At 41.6% G+C, this 26349-nt stretch carries 20 protein-coding genes; 11 read left to right on the top strand and 9 right to left on the bottom strand.

From position 1 onward, the window contains the following. The first annotated feature begins 93 nt into the window (after positions 1-93). The 5 genes from EG365_RS15710 to EG365_RS15690 are packed head-to-tail and all read left to right on the top strand — an operon-like array spanning position 94 to position 6607. On the top strand, positions 94-1266 hold the full coding sequence (locus EG365_RS15710) for an isovaleryl-CoA dehydrogenase (RefSeq protein WP_001053639.1): 1173 nt from the start codon (positions 94-96) through the stop codon (positions 1264-1266). Between the two features lie 24 nt (positions 1267-1290). Continuing rightward, the gene (locus EG365_RS15705; RefSeq protein WP_001072761.1) at positions 1291-2892 is read left to right on the top strand and encodes a carboxyl transferase domain-containing protein; all 1602 of its coding nucleotides are present in this window, start codon (positions 1291-1293) and stop codon (positions 2890-2892) included. Positions 2893-2901: 9 nt separating this feature from the next. Beyond that, positions 2902-3705, top strand: coding sequence for an enoyl-CoA hydratase/isomerase family protein (locus tag EG365_RS15700; protein ID WP_000121720.1), 804 nt, complete (start codon positions 2902-2904; stop codon positions 3703-3705). An 11-nt stretch (positions 3706-3716) separates the two neighbouring features. Continuing rightward, positions 3717-5708, top strand: coding sequence for an acetyl/propionyl/methylcrotonyl-CoA carboxylase subunit alpha (locus EG365_RS15695; protein WP_000461798.1), 1992 nt, complete (start codon positions 3717-3719; stop codon positions 5706-5708). Further along, positions 5705-6607 (top strand): hydroxymethylglutaryl-CoA lyase, encoded by a 903-nt coding sequence (locus EG365_RS15690; protein ID WP_001288905.1) that lies wholly within the window; start codon positions 5705-5707, stop codon positions 6605-6607. The genes EG365_RS15695 and EG365_RS15690 overlap by 4 nt, the downstream gene beginning before the upstream one ends. 251 nt (positions 6608-6858) lie before the next feature. On the opposite strand, the gene EG365_RS15685 is transcribed toward EG365_RS15690, so the two are convergent. Next, a complete protein-coding gene (locus EG365_RS15685) occupies positions 6859-7800 on the bottom strand; it encodes a LysR family transcriptional regulator (protein ID WP_001230726.1) in 942 nt (313 codons plus the stop codon). Positions 7801-8004: 204 nt separating this feature from the next. Between EG365_RS15685 and EG365_RS15680 the strand changes: the two genes are divergently transcribed. Beyond that, positions 8005-11487, top strand: coding sequence for an indolepyruvate ferredoxin oxidoreductase family protein (locus EG365_RS15680; RefSeq protein WP_001017546.1), 3483 nt, complete (start codon positions 8005-8007; stop codon positions 11485-11487). A gap of 61 nt (positions 11488-11548) precedes the next feature. Here the strand turns inward: EG365_RS15680 and EG365_RS15675 are convergent, their stop codons facing one another. Together EG365_RS15675 and EG365_RS15670 are read right to left on the bottom strand one after the other, a co-directional pair. After that, entirely contained in the window at positions 11549-12352 is an 804-nt protein-coding gene (locus EG365_RS15675) for a thioesterase family protein (protein ID WP_000995508.1), read from the bottom strand. Between the two features lie 196 nt (positions 12353-12548). Next, a complete protein-coding gene (locus EG365_RS15670) occupies positions 12549-14351 on the bottom strand; it encodes an acyl-CoA dehydrogenase C-terminal domain-containing protein (protein ID WP_001131917.1) in 1803 nt (600 codons plus the stop codon). A 304-nt stretch (positions 14352-14655) separates the two neighbouring features. Between EG365_RS15670 and EG365_RS15665 the strand changes: the two genes are divergently transcribed. After that, on the top strand, positions 14656-15105 hold the full coding sequence (locus EG365_RS15665) for a PaaI family thioesterase (protein WP_001990030.1): 450 nt from the start codon (positions 14656-14658) through the stop codon (positions 15103-15105). A gap of 20 nt (positions 15106-15125) precedes the next feature. Here EG365_RS15665 and EG365_RS15660 read toward each other — a convergent pair whose 3' ends face one another. From EG365_RS15660 to EG365_RS15635, 6 genes are read right to left on the bottom strand one after another with little or no spacing between them, the layout of a single operon-like run. Continuing rightward, positions 15126-16343: an MFS transporter gene (locus tag EG365_RS15660; RefSeq protein ID WP_000411820.1), complete on the bottom strand. Its 1218-nt coding sequence runs from the start codon at positions 16341-16343 to the stop codon at positions 15126-15128. 18 nt (positions 16344-16361) lie between these two features. Then, positions 16362-17678, bottom strand: a complete 1317-nt coding sequence (dcaP, locus tag EG365_RS15655) for an outer membrane trimeric porin-like protein DcaP (RefSeq protein WP_000733488.1) — start codon at positions 17676-17678, stop codon at positions 16362-16364. 36 nt (positions 17679-17714) lie between these two features. Continuing rightward, positions 17715-18368, bottom strand: a complete 654-nt coding sequence (locus EG365_RS15650; protein WP_000116039.1) for a 3-oxoacid CoA-transferase subunit B — start codon at positions 18366-18368, stop codon at positions 17715-17717. Then, a complete protein-coding gene (locus tag EG365_RS15645) occupies positions 18368-19036 on the bottom strand; it encodes a 3-oxoacid CoA-transferase subunit A (protein WP_000608703.1) in 669 nt (222 codons plus the stop codon). The genes EG365_RS15650 and EG365_RS15645 overlap by 1 nt, the downstream gene beginning before the upstream one ends. A 47-nt stretch (positions 19037-19083) precedes the next feature. Beyond that, entirely contained in the window at positions 19084-20367 is a 1284-nt protein-coding gene (locus EG365_RS15640; protein ID WP_000208930.1) for an MFS transporter, read from the bottom strand. A gap of 58 nt (positions 20368-20425) precedes the next feature. Beyond that, entirely contained in the window at positions 20426-21580 is a 1155-nt protein-coding gene (locus EG365_RS15635) for an acyl-CoA dehydrogenase family protein (protein WP_000617392.1), read from the bottom strand. A 311-nt stretch (positions 21581-21891) separates the two neighbouring features. Here EG365_RS15635 and EG365_RS15630 point away from each other — a divergent pair, with 311 nt between their 5' ends. From EG365_RS15630 to EG365_RS15615, 4 genes are all read left to right on the top strand, one after another. Further along, positions 21892-22680, top strand: a complete 789-nt coding sequence (locus EG365_RS15630) for an enoyl-CoA hydratase (RefSeq protein WP_000116913.1) — start codon at positions 21892-21894, stop codon at positions 22678-22680. A 29-nt stretch (positions 22681-22709) separates the two neighbouring features. Then, entirely contained in the window at positions 22710-23471 is a 762-nt protein-coding gene (locus EG365_RS15625) for an SDR family oxidoreductase (RefSeq protein ID WP_000101935.1), read from the top strand. Positions 23472-23532: 61 nt separating this feature from the next. After that, positions 23533-25056 carry a 3-hydroxyacyl-CoA dehydrogenase gene (locus EG365_RS15620; protein WP_000220487.1) on the top strand — a complete coding sequence of 508 codons (1524 nt, stop codon included), beginning with the start codon at positions 23533-23535 and terminating at the stop codon, positions 25054-25056. A gap of 14 nt (positions 25057-25070) precedes the next feature. Then, complete coding sequence (locus tag EG365_RS15615; protein WP_000930800.1) at positions 25071-26276, top strand: 3-oxoadipyl-CoA thiolase; 1206 nt, start codon at positions 25071-25073, stop codon at positions 26274-26276. Positions 26277-26349: the final 73 nt, after the last annotated feature.

Below are 26349 nucleotides of genomic sequence, written 5' to 3'. Positions count from 1 at the left end.
ATTCACTTTTTCAAAAAATCATTGTATGGTAATTATCAAATACCCACAAAATATTTTATGGACAACAAATATAACCAATAGGATGAAAATATCATGAACCTACGCAGCTTGAATTTCGGTCTAGATGAAACTTTAATTGCGCTTCAAGATTCGGTAGCCGCATTTTGTGCAAAGGAAATTGCACCAATTGCCCAACAAGTTGATCAAGACAACAAATTCCCTGCACATCTCTGGAAAAAATTCGGAGATATGGGCCTTTTAGGTATGACGGTTTCTGAAGAATATGGCGGTGCCAATATGGGTTATTTAGCTCATATTATTGCCATGCAAGAAATTTCCCGTGCTTCGGCAGCCATTGGCCTTTCTTATGGTGCTCATTCTAATTTATGTGTAAACCAAATTAACCGTAACGGTAACGAGCAGCAAAAACAAAAGTATTTACCAAAATTAATTTCCGGTGAATATGTTGGTGCCCTTGCCATGTCTGAGCCAAATGCCGGTTCCGATGTCGTCAGCATGAAATTACGCGCCGAGCAAAAAGGTGATCACTTTGTTTTAAACGGTTCAAAAATGTGGATTACCAACGGCGGCGATGCAGATGTGCTGGTCGTTTACGCTAAAACTGATCCACAAGCTGGCCCGAAAGGCATGACCGCATTCTTGATTGAAAAAGGCATGAAAGGCTTTAGTCACGGCAACCACTTAGACAAACTCGGTATGCGCGGCTCTAACACTTACCCCCTATTCTTTGACAATGTAGAAGTCCCTGCTGAAAACGTACTTGGTGGTGTGGGTAACGGGGTTAAAGTACTCATGAGTGGTTTGGACTATGAACGAGCAGTTTTAAGTGCCGGACCTTTAGGCATTATGGATGCTTGTTTAGATGTCGTTATTCCTTACTTACATCAACGTGAACAGTTTGGTCAGGCTTTAGGTGAATTCCAGCTTATGCAAGGCAAACTTGCCGATATGTATTCAACATGGTTGGCATGTAAAGCTCTCGTTTATGCTGTTGGTGCTGCATGTGACAAAGCGGATCATGACCGCAGCCTACGCAAAGATGCCGCAAGTGCCATTTTATATGCTGCTGAAAAAGCAACATGGATGGCGGGTGAAGCAATTCAAACTTTAGGTGGCAACGGTTATATCAATGAATTCCCTGCTGGCCGTTTATGGCGTGATGCAAAACTTTATGAAATTGGTGCGGGAACTTCTGAAATTCGCCGTATGTTGATTGGCCGCGAACTCTTCAATGAAACCAAATAATAATTATAAATAAGGACGTATCTTATGAACCAATTACAAAGCAAGATTAATGTTCGAAGCGAAGACTTCAAAACAAACCAGCAAGCTATGCAAACATTGGTCACAGATCTCAAACAAGTTGCCCAGCGTATTGCTTTAGGCGGTGGTGAAAATGCCCGTCAAAAACATTTGGCTCGAGGTAAGCTTTTACCCCGTGAACGTATTGATCAACTGATTGATGTCGGCACGGCATTTTTAGAAATTGGTCAGTTGGCAGCGTACAACGTTTATGAAGATGATGTTCCTGCCGCGGGTGTGATTGCTGGTATTGGTCAGGTCAACGGCATCACTTGCATGATTGTTGCCAACGATGCAACGGTTAAAGGTGGAACGTATTATCCCCTAACGGTTAAAAAGCATTTACGCGCACAAGAAATTGCCGAACAAAATCATTTGCCTTGTATTTATTTAGTGGATTCAGGCGGTGCCTATTTACCAATGCAAGATGAGGTTTTCCCAGACCGCGATCACTTCGGGCGTATTTTCTATAATCAGGCACGCATGTCGAGCCTAGGTATTGCTCAAATTGCCGTGGTAATGGGTAGCTGTACCGCAGGTGGTGCTTATGTACCAGCGATGTCTGATGAAACCATTATTGTACGTAATCAAGGTACGATTTTCTTAGGTGGACCTCCTTTGGTAAAAGCTGCAACTGGCGAAGTGGTGAGCAGTGAAGATTTAGGTGGTGGTGATGTTCACACACGTCTTTCAGGTGTGGCTGACCATTTAGCTGAAAATGATGAACATGCAATTGCGATTGCGCGAAACATTGTTGCCAACTTAAATAAAAAGCCAAATGAGTTAAATAAGCAAATTGATGAACCATTATTTGATGCATCGGAACTCTATGGCGTGGTGCCAAGTGATGCGCGTAAACCTTTCGATGTGCGTGAAGTCATTGCACGTATTGTAGACGGCTCTCGTTTTGACGAGTTTAAAGCCCGCTTTGGCTCAACACTTGTAACGGGTTTCGCTTCTCTCTACGGCATGCCAGTCGGCATTATTGCCAATAACGGAATTTTATTTTCCGAGTCTGCTCAAAAAGGCGCGCACTTTATTGAGCTATGCACACAGCGCAATATTCCATTGTTATTTATACAAAACATCACCGGCTTTATGGTTGGTCGCCAGTATGAAAATGAAGGGATTGCCAAACACGGCGCTAAACTGGTGATGGCAGTTGCCACTGCAAATGTACCTAAACTCACCCTGATTATTGGTGGTTCATTTGGTGCAGGTAACTACGGTATGTGTGGCCGTGCTTATTCACCACGCTTTTTATGGACATGGCCGAACTCTCGTATTTCAGTGATGGGCGGCGAACAAGCAGCGAGCGTACTTTCGACTTTAAAACGAGATCAAATTGAGCAAAAAGGTGCCCAGTGGTCAGCGCAAGAAGAAGACGAATTTAAACAACCAATTCGTGAACAATACGAGCGTCAAGGCCATCCATACTATGCTTCTGCCCGCCTTTGGGACGACGGTGTAATTGATCCAGCTCAAACTCGTCAGGTACTTGGTTTAAGCCTTGCTGCGGCCATGAACGCCCCAATCCAGCCAACCAAATTTGGCGTGTTCCGCATGTAAGAGGTGTATATGAGCTATCAATTTTTACAACTCGAACAACAAGGTCAGGTTGCCTATGTTTGGCTGAACCGCCCTGAATTGCACAATGCTTTTAATACGACAGTCATTGAAGAACTACATGCTTGCTTTAAGCAAATTAATACACGTGATGACATTCGTGTTGTGGTTTTAGCTGGTCGCGGTAAAAGCTTTTCGGCAGGTGCCGACCTCAACTGGATGAAACAGGCAGGTCAGGCATCTTCAGCAGAAAATGAAGCAGATGCATTAAAACTTGCGCAAATGCTTGATGCACTTGCAACACTTAAACAACCGACTATTGCCCGCGTGCATGGCATTGCCTTTGGCGGCGGTATGGGCTTAGCGTCGGCATGTGATATTTGCATTTCCAGCACGGATGCCAAGTTTGCAACCTCTGAAGTTCGTTTAGGTCTTGCTCCATCTACCATTAGTCCTTATGTGATTCGTGCGATTGGTGCAAGACAAGCCTCTCGTTACTTCTTAACTGCCGAGCGGATTTCAGCTCGTGAAGCCAAACAAATTGGTTTAGCACACGAAGTAGCAGATGCTGAAGACTTAGATAAAAAAGTTCAAGAAATTGTTGATGCTCTATTACTCGGTGGCCCGCACGCTCAAGCGGCTTCAAAACAACTCATTCAAATGGTGAGCAACCAGACCATGAGCAATGACTTGCTGCAACAGACAGCACATCATATTGCTCAAGTTCGTCAAGGCAGTGAGGCAAAAGAAGGTCTAAGTGCCTTTTTAAATAAACAACAGCCTGCTTGGGTTTCTAACTCGAATAACAACAATTAAGGACGATCATCATGTTTGAAAAGATTTTAATTGCGAACCGTGGCGAGATTGCCTGCCGCGTAATTCGTACAGCTAAAAAATTAGGTATTAGAACGGTTGCCGTTTACTCAGATGCAGACGCAAATGCACAACACGTCAAACTTGCAGATGAAGCGGTTTATATTGGTCAGTCCCCTGCAACACAAAGTTATTTACAGGTTGATCGTATTATTCAAGCTGCCATTGATACAGGCAGCCAAGCGGTTCATCCGGGTTACGGCTTCCTTTCTGAAAATGATCAGTTTGCACTCGCTTGCCAACAACACAACATTTGCTTTATTGGCCCGCCAGTGGATGCCATTTTAGCGATGGGCTTAAAAGCGACCTCGAAAGCTTTAATGGAAAAAGCAGGTGTCCCTTTAACACCGGGCTATCACGGAACCAACCAAGATGCTGACTTTTTAAAGCAACAGGCAGACCGAATTGGCTATCCTGTTTTAATTAAAGCCAGTGCTGGCGGCGGTGGTAAAGGCATGAGTCTGGTTGAACGCAGTGAAGATTTTCTGCATGCTTTAGCCTCTTGTAAACGTGAAGCCAAATCCAGCTTTGGTAATGATGATGTCTTGATTGAGCGTTATGTGATTCAACCGCGCCATATTGAAGTGCAAGTGTTTGGCGATACACATGGCAACTATGTACATTTGTTTGAACGCGACTGTTCTGTACAACGCCGTCACCAAAAAGTGTTAGAAGAAGCCCCTGCTCCACAAATGCCAAGCGAGAAGCTCGATGCAATGCGCCAAGCGGCAATTGATGCTGCACGCGCGGTAAATTATGTGGGCGCAGGTACGGTTGAGTTTATTGTAGAACAAGACGGTACGGCGTATTTCATGGAAATGAATACCCGTCTGCAAGTCGAGCACCCTGTTACTGAAATGATTACAGGTGAAGACTTGGTCGAGTGGCAACTTCGCGTCGCTTATGGCGAACCTTTACCTAAACTACAAAACGAATTAAAAATTCATGGACACGCGCTTGAAGCACGTATTTACGCCGAAGAACCAGAAAAAGGCTTTTTACCCGCAATTGGTAAAATTGACTATCTGCACTACCCAACCCAAAACCAATATGTGCGTGTAGATAGCGGTATTGTTGAAGGCGATGAAATCACGACCTATTACGACCCTATGATTGCCAAATTGATTGTATGGGGTAAAAACCGTGAAGCTGCGCTTATTCAAATGCAAAATGCTTTAAGTCAATTCCATGTCGATGGTTTAGGCAACAATATTGCCTTTCTGGAAAAGATTGTTCGTAGCGAATCGTTTAAACAAGCCAAGCTTGATACCAACCTGATTCAACGTGAACAAAACTTCTTGTTTAGCCCTGAAGAGATCAAACCGGAACTGGTGGTAGCAGCAGCATTTATTGAGTTTTTAAGCAAGCTTAATAACAACAGTTCAAGCCAAAAACAGCTTTGGCAGGCTCAACCGCTTTGGCGTTTAAATATTGCCTATCAGCACAGTATTAAACTGAACTATTTAAACCAAAATATTCAAATTAAATTTGCCTCAAATGAAGATGGCTTCACCGCAGAATATAATGGGCAAAGCTACCCAATTTCAGGTCAATTGCTTGATGCACATACTGCCTCTGTTCAAATTGGTGAGGCTCAGCAAAAGCTACCTTTTAACCAAAGTCAGCAAGGCCTTACCTTGTTCCAAAATGGTCAAAGCTATAAGTTTGCTTATATCCGCCAAGACTTTAATCAGGCAGATAGCCAAGCCGATGAAGGTCATTTAAAAGCCCCAATGCCGGGTGTGGTCACTCAAGTGCTAGTCAGTGCAAATCATAGCGTGAAGAAAGACGATATTTTAATGACGCTTGAAGCCATGAAAATGGAATATACCATCCGCGCCCCTAAAGATGGCGTGATTGTAGACTCCTATTTCCAAGTCGGTGATCAGGTCAAAGCTGGCGATGAGCTTGTGGAATTTCAGCCTGCTCAGGAGGAAGTTGCATGAGTGAGTTTGTCAAAATCGTGGAGGTCGGTCCCAGAGACGGCCTCCAAAATGAAAAGCAGGCTTTAACTGTCGAACAACGCTTAAACTTTATTAACGATCTAATCAGTGCGGGCCTAAAATCCATTGAAGTCGGTTCATGCGTTTCGGCAAAATGGGTACCGCAAATGGCCCAAAGTGACGAGCTATTTAAGTTATTACCCCAAACAACCGATGTGCAATTTAGCCTGCTCACCCCCAATATCAAAGGTTTTGAAACTGCTCAAGCGGTAGGATGCAAAGAGGTTGCGGTGTTTACCGCAGCTTCTGAAAGTTTTACCCGTAAAAATATCAACTGTTCAATCGACGAAAGCTTTGAAAAGTTTAGCGATGTCATGAACGCAGCAAAAGCACATAACATCCGTGTACGCGGTTATGTCTCTTGTATTGTCGATTGTCCCTATGAAGGCGCAATTGCACCTGAGCAAGTGGTGAAAGTGGTTAAACGGCTCTATGACATGGGCTGCTATGAAGTGTCTTTAGGTGAAACCATTGGCACCGCAACACCAGATCGTGTTCAAAAGGTATGGCAAGCCTGCCTTGCTGAACTCGACAGCAAGGTATTAGCTGGGCATTTCCACAACACCTATGGCATGGCAATTGCCAATATTTATCAGTCTTTACAGCAAGGTATTCGTGTTTTTGATTCGTCTCTTGCAGGACTTGGAGGTTGCCCTTATGCCAAAGGCGCCTCTGGCAATGTATCAACCGAAGATTTGTTTTATTTGCTGTCACACATGGGTTTTGAAACTGGCATTAATTTAGAGAAGCTGATGCAAGCCAGCCAAAATATTAGCAATGTATTAAACCGAAAAAGCTTGTCGAATTATGCAAATGCGTATTGGCAAACCAAGTGTGCATAGTCATAAATTAAAATAGTTCAGCATCTGGTATAAAGCTAAATATTAGGCCAAGTACCAGATCATCCTATCTCATCTTTATCTCATTCTGTTCAGGAATTGGGATTCAATCCCTCATGCAATTTTTTTAGAATCTATTATTTATTTCTGTATTAAATGCCTCTTTAAAAAGAAGCATTTTCTACCCTATTTTTATTCTAATCCGTATTATTCTTCATCCTTTTTCAATTGTAATCCTTAAAAAATTTATCTCCTTATTTATAAAAATAAGATGCATCCATTTCAATTTTTGGAGAAATATATTCTTCTACCCAATCCAACCATGCGCGTGTTTTGGCATCAATAAAATGGCGTGAAGGCAATAAGGTATAAACCCCAATATCAGGCGAACGCCACTCAGGCAAGATATGACATAATCTTCCATTTTGAACCGCGTCTAAAGCCGAAAACATTGGCAATAACGCGACCCCCATATCTTGTTGCACCACATCTAACAATAACTCAGGGTTATCTGCAATGAGTTGCCCCCCAATGTCGATTTGATAAGATTCACCATTGGCATTTAACAAATGCCAATCTGGTGTAATAGACGGGTTTACCAAGCGTAAACAGGCATGATTTTTTAAGTCTTCTGGAGACTTAGGAACACCATGTTTTTCTAGATACGCAGGTGAAGCACATAAAACAGAAAAAATAGTGCCAATTCTGCGTGCAACAAAACGAGAGTCTGTTAATGATTCAGTGAGATAAAGACTGACATCCACCCCTTTTGCTAACAGGTCTGGAACGTATTGTGAGGTCGTATATTCCACGGTTAATTCGGGATAATGCTTACAAAACTCGGCCATGACAGGGAAAACATAATGATGCCCAAAGCTTCCCATACTTAATACACGTAAACGACCTTTAGGTTTAGAGGCCGTTCCGGTGACTTCTGCCTCTGCTTCATCCACCATTGAAATAACTTGCCGACAACGCTCTGCATAAGTTGCACCAATATCAGTCAGTGCCTGCTGGCGCGTTGAGCGTTGTATTAATTTTGTACCTAAGCGTGTTTCTAGCTCGCTGATAAGACGTGAAACCTGTGCTGTGGTCAGATCCATCTGCTCAGCTGCTGCTGTGAAACTCCCGCTATCAATCACTTTCAGGAATGCATGCATTGCATGCAAAAGTCCACCATCGAGATTTTTGCGCATAACGTAAATATCTTTTCCTAAATTACGGATTGTTGCACCAGTTTAGATCAACCACAATGACTAAATGTACATACATTGGCACTAATTCTTTTTTAAGAAGAGGAACCGATCTTTTTTATTTCGTATGTCACTTGCTCCAAATATTCAACTGGATGTTGAAAAAAGAAAGTAGTCCGAGCTACTAAAAATTCTAAGGAGATATAAATGAATATAGCTACAAAAGTCACTCCAAATATTATTGCAACAAAGGATGTGTCACTTGAAGATAAATATGTAAGTGATAACGGTACAGCATTTATGACCGGCATTCAGGCACTTGTTCGCTTGCCTCTTGCCCAAACTCGCCGTGACGCGATCAATGGTTATCATACTGCTGGTTTTATTTCTGGTTATCGTGGTTCCCCTATTGGTAACTATGATAATTTCCTTTGGCAAGTTGAAGGATTACTTAAATCCCATAATGTCGTATTTCAACCTGGTGTAAACGAAGACTTGGCTGCTACCGCAATCTGGGGTACACAACAAGCAAATCTTTCAGGTCAAGGCAAATATGATGGAGTGTCTTCATGGTGGTATGGTAAAGGCCCGGGTGTTGACCGTTCAGGCGATGTACTCCGCCATGCTAACTTAGCTGGTACCTCTGAACGTGGTGGTGTCGTTGCTTTATTCGGTGATGACCACTCATGTAAATCTTCTACAGTTCCCCACCAGTCTGAACATGTCATGATTGGTTGTGGTATTCCAATTTTCTACCCAACATCCGTTCAACAAATTTTAGACTTTGGTGTTCACGCCATCGCAGTTTCACGTTTTTCTGGTCTTTGGACTTCCATGAAGCTAGTCAGTGAAATTGTAGAAACTTCCGCTTCAGTTCATGTCGACTTAGACCGTGTCACTCCTGTTATACCAGAAGATGTTAATTTCCCAGAGGGTGGCGTTAACATTCGTTGGCCAGATCATGGCATCCAACAAGAAGAACGTCTTTATAAATATCGCTTACCAGCTGTTTTGGCCTATGCTCGTGCGAATAAAATCAATACCGTAACATGGCCTTGTGAAAATGCCCGTATTGGTATTGCTGCAAGTGGTAAAGGTTATTTAGATACCATTGAAGCCCTACGTATTTTAGGAATTGAAGATGAAACAGCCCAACAGCTTGGGCTACGTGTTTATCAAGTTGGTCTAATCTGGCCTTTAGAACCACAAGGTATTCGTGAATTCGCCAAAGGTTTAGAAGAGTTGATCGTTATTGAAGAAAAACGTCCAATTCTTGAAACACAAATTAAAGATGAGCTTTACTCACTTCCTGATGACCAACGTCCTCGTGTCATTGGTAAAGCAACTGACGGCAAAGGTGAATGGAGTACCTCTATTGAAGAAGCACCACTCATTGGTCACTATGAGTACCAGCCTGAACCGATTGCAAAAATGCTGGCTGCTCGCTTCTTAAAACTAGATATTCCAGAAAGCTTAAAATTACAAATTCAAGGCAGAATCGACTTACTGCTAAAAGCAGAGCAAGAATCAAAACGTGTTATTGACCTTGCTGAACGTAAACCTTATTTCTGCAGTGGTTGCCCACATAACTCATCAACAGTCGTTCCTGAAGGTAGCCGTGCATTAGGTGGTATTGGTTGCCACTATATTGCCGTTTCGCTTGACCGTGGCACGGAAACATTCTCTCAAATGGGTGGTGAAGGTGTAAGCTGGGTCGGTGCATCACCTTTTACCAATGAAAAACACATTTTTGCTAACCTTGGTGATGGGACTTACTTCCACTCAGGTTACTTGGCAATTCGTCAGTCTATTGCCGCAAAAACCAATATCACCTATAAAATCCTCTACAACGACGCAGTCGCTATGACAGGCGGTCAGCATGTAGATGGTCATTTGAGTGTTGCACAATTAACTCGTCAGCTCGATGCCGAAGGTATTAAAAAACAAGTCATTGTGACTGATGAAATCAAACTGTTAAATGAAGAAGACGGTATTGCGCCAGGTGTAGAAATTCGCCACCGTAATGAACTTGACGCAGTTCAACGTGAGCTGCGTGAAATTTCAGGTGTAACTGCTTTAATTTATGTACAAACCTGTGCCAGTGAAAAACGCCGTCGTCGTAAACGTGATGCTTACCCTGACCCAGCTGAACGTTTATTCATTAATACCGATATTTGCGAAGGCTGTGGCGACTGTTCTAAAAAATCAAACTGTTTATCTATTGAGCCAGTAGAAACAGCTTTAGGCACTAAACGTCAAATTAACCAAAGTAGCTGTAATAAGGACTTCACTTGTGCTGAAGGGTTCTGCCCAAGCTTTGTGACTGTTCATACACGTGATATGAAACGTCCTGCTAAATTTGAAGGTATTAGCGCAGGATGGCCAACATCTCCAATCATTCCTCAGTTATATGATGTTCCAAGTCGTATTATGGTCGGCGGTATTGGTGGTACGGGTGTTGTGACTATTGGTGCACTTCTTGGTATGGCAGCTCACCTAGAAGGCAAAGCAACACGTGTTATGGATATGGCAGGTCTTGCGCAAAAAGGTGGTACGGTTTATTCATACGTACAACTTGCAGCAAGTGATGAGCAAATTTCTTCAACCAAAATTCCAGCAGGTCAATGTGAATTACTCATTGGTGCAGATGCGGTAGTTGCTGGCAGTGGTGCAGCCCTTTCACGCTTAAAAGAAGATGCTCTAGTCATTGTGAATGAAGACAGCACTCCTACTTCTGAGTTTATTAAATCTCGTGACTGGTATGCGCCTATTACCGATTTAATTGATCGTCTTCGTGGTCGTGTTCGTCAAGGTCAATTGGTTTCTCTACCAGCGGCTCGCATTGCCACACTACTCTTAGGTGATTCAATTTATACCAACCAGTTATTACTCGGTATGGCATGGCAATCTGGTCGCATTCCGCTATTACGTGAAAGCATTGAAAAAGCAATTCGCCTAAATGGTACGGCTGTTGAAAAGAACATCGAAGCTTTCCGCGTGGGTTGTCATCTTGCAAGTGACCCGACTTTAGCTGCTCGTTTACTTGCAGCAATGCCAAAAACCAAAACTCCGCAAACTTTGGCTGAACTTGTTGAAGACCGTTCTGCTCGTCTAACCGACTACTGGAATGAAGCTTATGCAGCTAAATACCGCACACTTGTAGAATTGGCAGCTAAAAAGTTACCAGAAGAGTTAACAGGTACGATTGCAACTCAGCTTTATAGAGTTATGGCTTATAAAGATGAATATGAAGTTGCACGTCTACTAACAGGTAAAAGCTTCAAAGAATCGATCGAAACCCAATTCGGTAAAGGCTTACGTTTAACGTATCATCTTGCTCCGCCAGCGTTACTTGGTGGCCTGAAAAATGTCCGTAAACGTGCGTTTGGTTACTGGATGCGCTTCCCAATGATGATGCTTGCTCGCTTACAATGGCTTCGTGAAACTTTCCTTGACCCATTTGCACGTCAAGAAGAACGTCAACACGAACAAGCTTGGCGTGACCGTTATATCGCATTTGTTGAAGCACTTGTTGAAGCACCAGACAATCATAACTTGGCAGTTGCTGAACAAATTGCAAAATTACCGGCAGAAGTTCGTGGTTATGGGCATATCAAAATGAAAGCAATGGACGCTGCAAAACAACGTTGGGATGAACTTACCCCAACACTGCTAAAAGTCCGTAACTAAAAATTAAATCTCAAAATAAAAAAGTCATCCTTAGGGATGACTTTTTTATTGGCTCAAAAATTTATTTAGTCATTTTACGTAAAGTCAAAATCTGCTCGCTTCGTCCAAATGGGCCATATACATCATGTAAAACTGCACTGGTTAAACCAATGCCATCCGAACCATATTGCTGAACGGTTTCCAAACCTAGCCATTTCCCTTGCGGATAACGGTGCATGTGGATTTGTAAATCAAGATTTGGGAAGCCCCAAGTAAATTCTCCTTCTTGTCTTGGGACAATGCCGTTTGCCGCATCTACCATGCCAACTAAATGCGCAAAATCTGTGGTCGGCTGCCCTTCAACCATTTCTTTGTCATTGTTTAGCCAAACAATGCCTTTGCCCGCGCGATGCTGATCATTAGTTTTAGTGACTAATGTCTGGATAAAACCACCCGGCCATCTTTTCATGCCCGACCATTCAGTAAAGGTATCGGGATGATGAATTGGTTGATCTTCAAGCCCCGCAATCTCGGAACTGTCTTGAGTACACATGCGCCATGCCCTAGCCACAATACAAGTTTTACCTTGTGCTTGTAGTTCTGCTTCAATCAATTCAATCGTTTTACCGGCACGAATCACATGGGTCTTAATCGTAAATTCACCAAATGCAATTAATCCAAAAATATCAAAACTAATTCGGCCAATTCGCATATCTTGTCGCGGTGAAAACTGTTCTAACTCTACTGCGATGACACCACTTGCAGGCGCCATATGCTGTTCATGAGGGTTCCAAGCACCTTGCGCATGAACAGTTGAGCAATAATGAGCAATCACTTCACCTTGAGGACCAATTGTTCTATTCAGTAATTGATAATAAGCATTCATGATTTTCTTTCCTTAGTCCTTATACAACTTCAATATTTGATGAAAATTCACGTTTTAATGCTTATGTTAACCCTCTATTTCATTGGCTCAACTGGTTTTTCCTACCAAAAACTGATGAGTCTAAAATTACAAATTTAATCACTAGGTAAAATTTCGCATGTCAATTTCACCCAGTGATTCTAGAACTTATCATTCACTAAAATGCAAAAGCATCTTGATCGAGCTCCATCACAGATTCAGCTCCAGACTCAATAGAAGCGGCATGGCTCTGTGTACGATGCAAAAGCTTTTGATAGAAAAACTTAGCTGTCGTTAATTTTGCTTTATAAAAATCTTCCTCTTGTGTACCCGATTCTAATTTTTCATGGGCAACTTGTGCCATTCGAGCCCACAAATACGCGAACACAACGTAACTTGAAAAATAAAGATAATCTACTGAAGCGGCTCCTATTTCTTCAGGGTTGTGCTTGGCTTTCTCTGCAATCGATTTGGTCAGTGACAGCCATTGCTGCTTAAGCTCAGCTAATTTTTCTAGATAAGGTTTCAGCACTTCATTGGATTGGTGCTGGCTAATAAACTGATCAATTAAATCAGTCATGTTCTTTAAAAGTTTACCTTCCGACTTGAGGACTTTACGTGCCAGCAGATCTAGAGACTGGATTTCGGTCGTTCCCTCATACAATGTCGAGATACGTGCATCACGTACAATTTGCTCCATACCATGCTCAACAATAAAGCCGTGGCCGCCAAATACTTGAACGCCATGCTTTGCAGACTCATTACCCGACTCTGTTAAAAAGGCCTTAGCAATGGGTGTTAAAAAAGCCAGTAATTCATCGGAGTGTTTTTGCTGTTCCTGATCGTTTGAACTTTCGACAATATCGACATGCTGAGCCAGAAAATAAGCCAGCGCACGACCACCTTCAGAAAAAGCTTTTTGTGTCATTAACATTGAACGTACAGCGGGATGCACAATAATTGGATCGGCATTTTTGTCAGGATATTTAGGACCAGATAACGAACGCATAGCGAGGCGCTCTTTGGCATAACTTAATGCGCCTTGAAATGAAATTTCAGAAGCAGCAAGCCCTTGTACTGCCGTTCCAATACGTGCGGTATTCATAAAGGTAAACATACAATTAAGCCCGCGATTTTCCGGACCAATTAAGTAACCTTTTGCGCCATCAAAATTAAGTACACAGGTGGCATTGCCATGAATCCCCATTTTATGTTCAATCGCGCTACAGACGACTTTATTACGGTCCAGCACCTGACCGTCGTCACTCACATTAAATTTAGGCACAATAAATAGAGAAATACCTTTAGTCCCTGCAGGTGCTTGAGGTAAACGGGCTAAAACAATATGAATAATATTTTCAGAAAGATCATGCTCACCCGCCGAGATAAAAATCTTTTCGCCTGTAATTGAGTAACTACCGTCCGGATTTGGTTCGGCTTTAGTTCTAATTAATCCAAGATCCGAGCCTGCATGGGATTCGGTTAAACACATCGTTCCGGTCCAAGCCCCACTAATGAGTTTAGTCAAAAACTTTTGTTTTTGTTGCTCGGTCCCATGATGCTCAATTGTTCTCATTGCGCCATGAGACAATCCCGGATACATTGCCCAAGCCCAATTAGAACCACATAACATTTCAGAAATCGCAATCCGCAGCAATGTCGGCAAGCCTTGCCCACCATATTCTGGATCGGCCGTTAGCGAGGTAAAACCTAGCTCGGCATATTTTTGGTAGGCTTCTTTAAACCCTTTCGGGGTTGTGACTACACCTTGATTTAAATGACAGCCTTCCTGATCACCATTTTGGTTAATCGGCGCCAACTCATTTTCACAAAAATCTGCTGCTGCTTCTAAATATTGATCAATTAATTCTCGATTTACGCTTTCCTGATATTTTCTTAAACCTTGATAGTTTTGTTCTGTTTGAAGCATTTCATGCAGTACAAATTGCATATCACGTAATGGAGCTTTGTATAAAGGCATCGTTTTTTCCTTTCACTTCACTGCCTGTGTCATGGGCAGATATCGTTTTTCCTTAAAATGGACTTTTATTGTTTCAATCTCACCAAAATATCAAAAAATTTCTTATAGCAAAATATATTTTCACTAATTTAATAAAATTATCCTAACTTAGTTATAGAGATAAAATATAAACATATGTTTTTAAATACAAATATAAGATAAAAATTAATTAGTCTTGTTTAACTAGAATAAATTTTTATTTTGTATTGCAAAATTTTATTCCGTAAAAAATCAATTTATAGTATGGTGATTAGACTGCTTAATCATGCAAGGACGATTTATGGAAAGCCCGAAATACACAGGTCTTGAGTTTTTAACCGCTTTAAAAAATGGTGAAGTTTCTCCATCACCTATGGCTCACACCATACCGATGGAACTCATTGAAGTTTCCGAAGGTAAAGCAACTTATAAAGTTACTCCTCGCAAAGAACATAGAAATATACAAGGCGGTGTACACGGCGGCTTTTGTGCCACAGCTTTAGATACGGCGACAGGCAGTGCGGCCCATACCCTACTTGAACATGGTGTTGGCTATGGAACCATTGATTTAAATGTAAAAATGATCCGCCCCATGCAGGTTGATACGTCTTACTATGCGACGGCCGAGTTGATCAATGCGGGCCGCAATATTATTAGTACCCAAGGTAAAATCGTAGATGAGAACGGCAAAGTGTATGCTTTTGCTTCGGCAACCTTAATGATTATTCGCAAATAATAAAATATCTAAGCTCCTATTTATGGAGCTTTTTCTTGCTTTGCAATTTTGTTCATTTCATAAAAATCTAAGCGATCAATCAAGAAACTTAACATTGCTAACCCTAGCCCTAAGATTGCACATGCTTCCCATCCCCAGTGTTTCCAAGCATACACCGCAATAAAAGAACCTAAGGCGGCTCCGCCAAAATATAAGGTCATATAAATTGAATTAATACGGGAACGTGCCTCGGCCGAAATTCGATAGACCAAATTTTGGTTAAGCACATGAAATGCTGACAAACCGAAGTACGCCATAATCACACCAACAGCGTAGGCAACCAGAGACTGCTGAGCAAAAAATAGGGGTATCCATGCACTCATTAATAACCCCATGCAAATCACTGCAATTTTATTTTCAAGACCTGCTGCAATTTTCTTACCTGCCCAAGGAGTCGCAAATACGCCAGCCAAGCCCACAATTCCAAATAAACCAATTTGGAAATCGTTAAAGTGATAAGGCTCATTCGCCAAAATAAAAGTCATGGTAGTAAAAATAAGAGCCAAAATACCAAAGCCAATTCCCCCTGCCAAACCACGGCGTAGTAAATGAGGCTGATGAACAGCTAATGAAAATAGTGAACCATAAATCTGTAGAATATTAAGTTGGTGAGACTTACGCGCAACTGGTAACTTTACCCACATTACCCAAGCAAACACCAAAATGACAATTCCGCTAATTAAATAAACCGCATGCCAAGACCAAACTGTAGAAAGTAAGCCTGCAATAGAGCGCGCTAATAATATTCCCAAGAACAAACCACTCATGAGAGTGCCTACAACTTGAGGGCTTTTTTTCGGGCTTGCTAAACCTGCGGCAAAAGGAACCAAAACTTGAGTCGCAATCGAAAAGAATGTCGCTAAAAAGGTAAAGCCATATAAAGCTGGCAAGGTTTGACTTAAGGATAGCCCTACTTGTGCAAACCCCGTACAGCACATGAGCAAGCAAATATAACTGCGCTTTTCAAAAAAGTCGCCTAGGGGAACCAATATAAAAAGACCAACTGCATAGGACAGTTGGCTAATCACAATAGTTAAAGCAACTTGATCGGCATTAACTTTTAATGCTTCAGCAATCGAATAGATTAAGGGCTGGTTATAATAGTTTGAACCCGCACAAATTCCACATGTCATTGCCATGATAAAAATAAAGCTTTTTGACAGTATATTTTCTGCATTGGGCTCAACTATTTTTTCCATTTTTAACTACGCCCTATTTTAAAATTTATACATCGAAACAAAGTTTACACGTGATACATCAGCGGTTCTGCCATCAAACACTTCTCGTTTGCCTTGATGATATTCCATACCAATATCCATTTGCTCAATTGGTGAATAAAAGACGTTAGCTGCGTAGTCCGTTAAACGTTTATTAGCATCTGGGTTGAGTTTGGCATACGCCGTGTCATCATCATAATCAAACATTGAAGCCGATAAGTTTGCACGCCATTGCTCATTAAATTTATATGAATAGCCAATATTGATGCTATTCAACTTATTCATAACCAAATCTGTTTTATCTTCGTTTAAAGAGAAATCACCCGCGGCATTTAAACTTGTTGAATTTGCCAACCCACTTTGGGTGGTATACGGCATAAATTTTTGATCACCGACAATATATTGATAATTTGCTTGTACCGATTGCTGTGGCGTGAGTTGATATTTTAAGCCGCCTCCAGCACCCCAACTTACTTTCTTCACCGTGGCAGTTGCGACATCTGTGGATTTTTCATTAATAAAGCCTTGAGCAAGTGCCGTTAAAGGACCTTGTTTAAAGGTATAGCGACCCGTTAAAGTTGGAAATGCCGATACTCTCGAACCTGTATATTCCAAAGCTACTTTTAAATCATTATTGGCATCAATTTTCCAGTCATAACGAATTTGAGGAGTACGCGTATAAGAGGTTCCCACAAATTGGGTGTAATCAACAGCTTCTGTACGGGTTTCCATGTTGGACATGAGTGACCATGTTTGGCCAAAGGTCCAGTCTTTATAAGTGAAAAAAGCATGACGGATGCGGAATTTACCATCCCCCGTTCCCATGTTAGAACTATCAAAGAAATCGGCCTCGATATTCCCTGTAACCGCTTTATTTGGGCTATTAAAATAAACGCCTAATCGGCTTGCATTAATCATGGCATCAGAGCGTGCATGGTTTGAACGTTTTTCACTTTCAAAAGGTGTTCGGTACAGGCTGCTGGTCGTTCTACCACCCGAATCAGGCGATGATTTAAAATCGACCGCTGCATCAATACGGGCAATACCGTAAACCTTGACGTTATCCGTCCAAGTGACCCATGAAGGAGCAACTGGCTTTTCTGTTACCGTTGCTTTAGTTTTTTCAATGTTCTCTTCGATCTTAACCTGTTTGACCTGTAAATTATTTTGAGTTTGTTTCTGAGCAGCAAGTTCTGCTTTTAATTTTTGCAGCTCAGTTTCTAGCAAATTAATTCTTTGTTCTGTCGTATCTGAAGAATTTGCAAAAATAGTCCCTGAAGCCGCAGCACAAGCTGCAGCTAAAATTAATTTTTTCATCTTTTAATCCTTAAAGAAGCGTTTTTCCGTGTGTATTTAGGCTACACGTGCATCGATTAGTTCACAGTCAGTGACTGCCTGTAATTCATCAAAAGTTAAGCCGTCTACCATTTCCTTGACGTAAGCTTTTTGATCTTTGAGTTCAATAATGCATAAATCGGTATAAATACGGTTTACACACTGCTCACCCGTTATTGGATAGCTCAGTTCTTTTACAATTTTGGGCTCACCTTTTTTAGTGACATGCTCCATATAGACATAAATCGTTTTTGCACCGACTGCCAAATCCATAGCACCGCCAACTGCCGGCACATCATCTGCCTTACCTGTATGCCAGTTTGCCAAGTCTCCATTTACCGCAACTTGGAATGCACCAATCACACAAATGTCCAGATGACCGCCACGCATAATGTCAAATGAGTCGCCATGATGCATAAAGCATCCGCCGTCTAACAAAGTAACAAGTTCTTTTCCGGCATTCACTAAGTCTTGATCTTCCTCACCCGGTTGTGGTGGTGGACCAAAAGCCAAAACCCCATTTTCCGAATGTAAAAAGATTTCTTTGTCTTTTGGCAAAAATTTAGCAACGTTGGTGGGTAAGCCAATGCCTAAATTGACATAAGAACCTTCCGGAATGTCATTGGCAATGAGTTTAGCAATATCTTCACGAGAACGCTTTTGAACTGACATTAGATATCTCCTACTTTTACAACGTGCTGAACAAAAATTCCTGGTGTAATAATGCACTCAGGGTCAAGCGTTCCTAGCTCTACGGTGTCATTCACTTGAACAATCGTGGTCTTGGCAGCTTTTGCCATAATTGGGCCAAAATTACGGGCTGCTTTGCGGTAAGTTAAATTGCCCCAGCGATCGGCTTTATCGGCATAAATCAGTGCAAAATCAGCTTCAAGTGGATATTCAAGCACATAGTTTTTACCGTTAATGGTTCGGGTCTCTTTACCCTCGGCAACTTTAGTGCCATAACCAGTCGGAGTAAAAATAGCCCCGAGACCAGCACCTGCGGCCTGAATACGACAAGCCAAATTACCTTGTGGAACCAGTTCTAACTCAATTTTTCCCGCTCTATATAAGTCTTGAAAAACGGTTGATCCAGCAGATTTCGGAAATGAACAAATCATTTTTTTGACACAGCCAGCAATAATCAGATTTGTTAAACCACGATCACCAGAAGCTGCATTGTTATTTACAATGGTGAGTTCTTTTTTTCCTAAATCGATTAAGGCTTCAATTAATTCAGCAGGTTGCCCCGTCACACCAAACCCGCCTGTCATGATGGTTGCCCCATCAGGAATAGCTTTTAAAATCGGTTCAATGTCACTGGTGATTTTATTTATCATCTCACTTGTCCCTTTTCATCCTTAATTTAAGGTGACAGATTGATCTGTCACTCTGCCTTTTGCGGGTTAAATAATCGGTCTTTAATAAATAACAATGGAATTACCCCGCAGATAAAATAAGCTGCAGCCATCACCAAGAGTCCTAAACCAATAGAACCGTTTTGCGATAGATAACCAATTGTTAATGGAGAGAAAATTGAAAGTACTTTGCCAATGTTATAAGCACCGCCCACTGCCGAGCCTCGAATTGAAGTCGGGAAGCTTTCTGTCATATAGGTGGCATTAATTGCATATGGAATACCGTAAAGGAAACCGAAGAACAGCATCATCCATAAAATGTTGGTTGGTGTATTTAAATAAACAATGACTGGAATAAATAAGGCTGTACCAATGGTTCCGAAAGCAAATACAGCGCGGCGTCCTAATTTATCGGCAACGATCCCTGCGATCACTTTGGCAAACATCATAATTAGGAATGTACCGACCATATACATCGCCATTTCTTTAAACTTGATGCCAAGGTCAGACTCTAAATAAGCAGGTAACCAGTTACTTACCCCGTAATAACCAAACTGCAATGCACCAGTACTAATAATCCAAAGAATAAACATGGTGCCGTGTTTTTTATCTCTTAAAATCTCAAGATATGGATTTTGACGTTTTTTAGGTTGGTTACTTTGAGCGACTTCTAGCGCTTTTAGTTGACGGGCTTTTTTCCATGACTCAGGTTCAGGTACACAAAAGTGCATCAAAACTGACAAAACCACAGGCGTAATTGCAATCCAGTATAGGAAACGCCAGCCATGTTCAGGAATAATATGTCCAGCTAATAAGGTCGCGAGTAAAGAACCTAAGGTGTACCCCGTCATGAGAGTAGCTAAAACAGTCGAGCGATGTTTGGTTGGCACCATCTCAGACATTAAGATATTACAGGCAATATAAAGTGCACCTAAGCCCATGGCGCCTATTGTTCTTAAAACTGCAAATTGCATATAAGAATGTGTAAAGCCGAGTGCACAGGTTAATATCGAAGAAAAAGCAATAAAGAAAACAATAATGCGGACCCGACCAAAACGGTCGCAAGCCCAACCACCAATAAGGCCACCCACGGCCGAACCAAATAGTGTCAAGCTTCCTAATGTTCCGGCTTGCACACCAGTTAAATGAAACTCTGCTTTAAGACTAGTGAGGCTTAATGCCAAAAAACCTAAGTCGGCCCCGTCACATAAAAGTGTAAAAAAAGCGAATATAAAAGCTGTAATCCAAATCTTTTTTGGTGTTTGAATAGCTTCAGTGCTACTCATATTCTCTGTAACAGTCTTTGTTGTCATGTCCATATCCTCAGAAGGAACATGAGGCATCCCATGCCTCATGGCATTTGATTTTTTATTAGGCTGTAGCTTCCCTAATCATGTTTTTGGCAATAATAAGTTGTTGAACTTGCGTGGTTCCTTCATATAAACGGAACAAACGCACATCTCGATAAAAACGCTCGATGGCATATTCACTGATATAGCCCGCACCACCGTGAATCTGTACACAGCGGTCAGCAACACGTCCGCACATTTCAGTCGCAAACATTTTTGCGCAAGATGCTTCTGTACTAATGTTTTCGCCATTATCACGGCGGCGAGCTGCATCTAGGACCATACATTTAGCTGCATAAATCTCGGCTTTTGAGTCGGCAAGCATGGCTTGAATAAGCTGAAAGTTCGCAATAGGCTGACCAAACTGTTTACGCTCAATCGCATAGTGCAATGCGTCGTTTAACATGCGTTCGGCAACACCCACGCTATAGGCACCAATGTGCAAACGCCCTTTATCCAGCACTTTCATGGCCGTTTTAAAACCGACACCTTCTACGCCACCAATGAGTGCAGAAGCAGGTACACGGCAATTTTCAAAAATCACATCACAGGTATGTGAACCCTTTTGCCCCATTTTTTGGTCAATTTTGCCTAATGTAATGCCCGGTGTATTGGCCTCGACTAAAAAAGCTGAAATGCCACCCGACCCTTTAATTTCAGGATTCGTCCGAGCCATTACGGTAAAAGTTGCAGCATGGGGTGCATTGGTAATAAAACGTTTGGTGCCGTTTAATACATAAAAATCGCCATCTTTTACGGCACTGGTTTTTAAAGAGGCAGCATCAGAGCCAGATTCAGGCTCGGTTAAACAAAATGAACCAATAATTTCGCCACTTGCGTAACGTGGTAAATATTTCTGCTTTTGCTCTTCTGTGCCATCAATCAAAATTGCACTTGAGCCAATACCGTTATTAGTACCAATTAAAGAACGAAAAGCCGGTGAAGTTTGTCCAAGTTCAAATGCAACTCTGACTTCCTCTTCCATAGTGATGCCTAAGCCACCATATTCTTCGGGAATTGTAAGACCGAACAAACCAAGCTCACGCATTTGCTGCACAATGTCATCCGGAATTTTGTCTTTCTCTACCACTTCGTTTTCACGAGGGATCAATTCATTTTTTACAAAATCTCGAATTGTTGAAAGTAACTGCTCCAACATCCCTTCATCACGGATCATCTGTGATCTCCCTTTTTATGTATTTCCATCGTACCCATCAGCCATCTCCAGCTTGTCTGGATACCATGTTTTAAATCTTGTTTACTGCGGATGTGTTTCATAGTACGAGAACAAAAATACAAATTTCAAGCTTTTTTGAAAATTAATTTCGTTTAACGAAATTTAAAATTAGACCAATACGTAATATCAATAACTTAGATTTTTTAAAAGATAACAACTACGCTCTTAAAAGAAATAAGACTTGAAATAAATTCCAAAATAAGCATCATAAAAGGAATATAGTTTTGATATGCGAAACAAGGAATTCAAAAATGAGTGTGTCAACAGGGAATAATTTCGTAGAAGTCGACTTTTCTATTCAAAAAATAGCGGTTGTTAAAATTAACCGCCCAGAAGCAAAAAATGCTTTAAACGGTGAAGTTCGTAAACAACTCGCACAAGCTTTTACCGAGTTAAGTTTTAACGATGAGATCAATGCGGTTGTGCTCACAGGCGGTGAAGAAGTCTTTGCTGCAGGTGCAGATCTAAAAGAAATGGCAACCGCAACTTCCACAGAAATGTTATTGCGTCATACAGAACGTTATTGGAACGCGATTGCCCAGTGCCCTAAACCCGTGATTGCTGCCGTAAATGGTTATGCATTAGGGGGTGGCTGCGAACTTGCAATGCACGCTGACATTATTATTGCAGGTAAAGGTGCAACCTTTGGCCAGCCGGAAATTAAAGTTGGTTTAATGCCTGGTGCTGGCGGGACACAACGTTTATTCCGTGCTGTGGGTAAATTCCATGCCATGCGCATGATTATGACAGGCGCCATGGTCAAAGCCGAAGAAGCTTATTTGATTGGTCTTGTTTCACAAGTCACAGAAGATGACCAAACTATTCCAACTGCAATTCAAATGGCACAAAGCCTCGCAAAAATGCCGCCGATTGCCCTGCAACAAATTAAAGAAGTTGCGTTGATGAGCGAGGATGTTCCATTAAATGCAGGCTTAACTCTAGAACGAAAAGCATTCCAGTTGTTGTTTTCTACGGAAGATAAAAATGAAGGCGTTCAAGCTTTTATCGAAAAGCGTAAGCCGTCGTATCAAGGTAAATAATTTAAAACCATAATAACAAAGGAATGAAAATGGCCAGGAAAGTATTAATTAGTGCAGGTGGTTCAGGGATTGGACGATGCATTGCCGAGGTATTTTTAAACAATCAGGATGAAGTTTTTGTTTGTGATATTAATGCTAAAAGCCTAGAACAATTTCAACAAGATTATCCAAAGCTACATATATATACCTGTGATTTGGCTGATCATGAGCAAATTAAACTGATGTTTAGTCAAGCCATTCAGAAACTTGGCGGTATTGATATTTTAGTCAATAACACAGGCATCTCCGGCCCAACCGTTGCAGCAGATGAGCTAAGTTTTGAAGATTGGAACACGGTGATTAATTTAAACCTGAATAGCACTTTTTTAATTACCCAGTTAGCCATTCCCTATTTAAAGCAAGCACAGGCAGGCGTGATTATAAATATGTCATCTATTGCCGGACGCTTAGGCTATCCATATCGATTGGCCTATTCCACTTCAAAATGGGGACTGATTGGTTTTACCAAAACGCTTTCTATGGAACTCGGTGCAGATAATATTCGAGTTAACGCTATTCTTCCGGGTGCAGTCGATGGTGATCGGGTTCAACGCGTATTACAGGCCCGTGCCGATGTAGCGCAGACCTCACTTGAAGAGGTGACTCAAAATGCACTGAAAAATCAGTCGCTCAAATATTTTGTCAATCCAAAGCATATTGCAGATTTATGCCTATTTTTAGCGTCAGACAGTGGTCGCTCAATTTCAGGGCAAATCTTACCCATTGATGGTGATAAACAATGCTTAAGCTAAATCACCTAACCCTATTTTTCCGTTTAATTTCAAATATAGATCAATAATCAGGATGATCGACATGACTTATGATATTAAAAGCATGGCTGTGATTGGTGTAGGTGTCATGGGCAGTGGTATTGCTCAAATTGCTGCACAGTCAGGTCATACCACTTATTTATATGATGCCAAAGCAGGTGCAGCAGAACAGGCTAAAGAAAAACTGGCTGCTACATTTCAAAAGTTAGTCGATAAAAATAAGATTACATCTGAGCAAGCAGCAGCGGCAAATAACCATTTAATTATCGCTCATCAAATTGAAGATTTAAAAAATTGCGACCTCATTGTAGAAGCAATTGTTGAACGTCTTGATATCAAACAAAGCTTGATGCAGCAGCTTGAAGATATTGTTTCGGATAATACTATTTTAGCCTCAAACACCTCTTCTCTTTCTATTACAGCCATTGCTGCAAATTGCAAGAAGCCTGAGCGTGTTGTGGGTTATCACTTTTTTAACCCCGTTCCACTCATGAAAGTGGTCGAAGTCATTCGTGGTTTAAAAACAGACCCACTTATTATTGATGCTTTAAACGATCTGTCTCGTGCATTTGGTCATCGCCCTGTTGTAGCGAAGGACACCCCTGGATTTATTATTAATCACGCGGGCCGAGCTTATGGCACCGAAGCGCTCAAAATCTTAAATGAGAATGCCTGTGATATCAGTGAAATTGATCGAATTTTACGTGACGGCGTAGGATTTAGAATGGGTCCTTTTGAATTACTCGATTTAACAGGCCTTGATGTTTCGCATCCAGTTATGGAGTCGATTTATCATCAGTACTATGAAGAAGCCCGCTACAAACCAAACCCGCTCACCAAACAAATGCTAGATGCTAAACAACTTGGACGTAAAGTTAATCAGGGTTTTTATAACTATGAAACTGGTTCAAAAACAGGTGAACAACCTGCGAAGTTTGTAGAGCGTTTAGCAAAATATCCAAAAGTTTGGGTCGCTGCCGATTTCTTAGACGATAAAAAACAGCTCGAAGATTATTTAACTCAGCAAAATATTACCTTAGACACCAATTCGGAACCACAAACAGATAGCTTATGTTTGCTCGCTTGTTACGGTGAAGACACAACCCAAGCGGCTACTCGCCTTGGGATTAACCCAGAACAAGCCGTTGCTATAGACATGCTTTATGGCATTGCAAAGCACCGTACCTTAATGCCTTCACTTGTTACCAAACCTGAATATCGTCAAGCAGCTCACTCTATTTTCAATCTAGATGGAAATATGGTCAGCATGATTGCTGAAAGTATTGGCTTTGTTGCGCAGCGCGTTTTAGCAATGGTTATTAATTTAGGTTGCGATATTGCCCAGCAAAATATTGCAACGGTAGATGATATTAATGCTGCAGTACGTCTTGGTTTAGGTTATCCATTTGGTCCAATTGAATGGGGCGATCAAGTCGGTAGCGAAAAAATCTTACTTATTCTAAACCGTATAACAGCACTTACGCATGACCCACGTTACCGCCCTAGTCCATGGTTACAGCGTCGAGTCGCACTCCACTTACCTCTTACTTTTACTCATGAGTCTTGAAAAGGAATTTCTCAATGTTAAATGCATATATTTATGATGGTTTACGTAGTCCATTTGGCCGTCATGCAGGTGAACTTGCCTCAATTCGTCCTGATGATTTGGCCGCAACTGTCATTCAAAAACTACTAGAAAAAACTGGTGTACCGGGCGCTGATATTGAAGATGTGATTTTAGGCGACACTAACCAAGCGGGTGAAGATAGCCGTAATGTGGCACGAAATGCATTATTACTTGCAGGTTTACCTGTTACTGTACCGGGCCAGACGGTAAACCGCCTATGTGCTAGTGGTTTAGGTGCCGTGATTGACTCAGCACGTGCTATTACTTGTGGTGAAGGTGAACTGTATATTGCTGGTGGTGTAGAAAGTATGTCACGTGCACCCTTTGTGATGGGTAAAGCAGAAAGCGCTTATAGCCGTGATGCAAAAATTTATGACACCACCATTGGCTCTCGCTTTCCAAATAAAAAAATTATTGCTCAGTACGGCGGACATTCAATGCCTGAAACGGGCGATAACGTTGCAGCCGAGTTTGGGATTAGTCGTGAGCAAGCAGACTTATTTGCAGCCCAATCACAAGCCAAATATCAAAAAGCCAAAGAAGAAGGTTTCTTTGCCGATGAAATTACTCCAATTGAGGTTTTCCAAGGCAAAAAATTGCCCCCTAAATTCGTTTCAGAAGATGAACATCCTCGCCCAAGTTCAACTGTTGAAGCACTCACAAAGTTAAAACCGCTATTTGAAGGTGGCGTGGTTACAGCTGGTAATGCCTCAGGTATTAATGATGGTGCAGCAGCACTTTTGATTGGTTCAGAAGCAGCAGGTCAAAAATATGGCTTAAAACCAATGGCAAAAATCTTATCAGCGGCGGCTGCAGGTATTGAGCCACGCATTATGGGTGCAGGTCCGATCGAAGCCATTAAAAAAGCGGTTGCACGTGCTGGCCTTACTTTAGATGACATGGATATTATTGAAATTAATGAAGCCTTTGCTTCACAAGTTTTATCTTGTTTAAAAGGTTTAAATGTTGATTTTAATGATCCACGTGTGAACCCGAACGGTGGTGCGATTGCTGTTGGTCATCCACTTGGTGCTTCAGGCGCTCGTCTTGCGTTAACAGTAGCGCGCGAGTTAATTCGCCGTAAGAAGAAATATGCCGTGGTGAGCTTATGTATTGGTGTAGGTCAAGGTCTTGCGATGGTGATTGAAAACGTTTCATAACCATTGAACCGGATATCCATTCATCACAACAGCGCAGTGATGAATGGATTTATTTTGCAGAGCGAAATATAAT

It is taken from the genome of Acinetobacter sp. FDAARGOS_494, assembly GCF_003812225.1.
Lineage (GTDB): Bacteria > Pseudomonadota > Gammaproteobacteria > Pseudomonadales > Moraxellaceae > Acinetobacter > Acinetobacter baumannii.
This window is presented reverse-complemented; position numbering and strand designations above follow the sequence as displayed.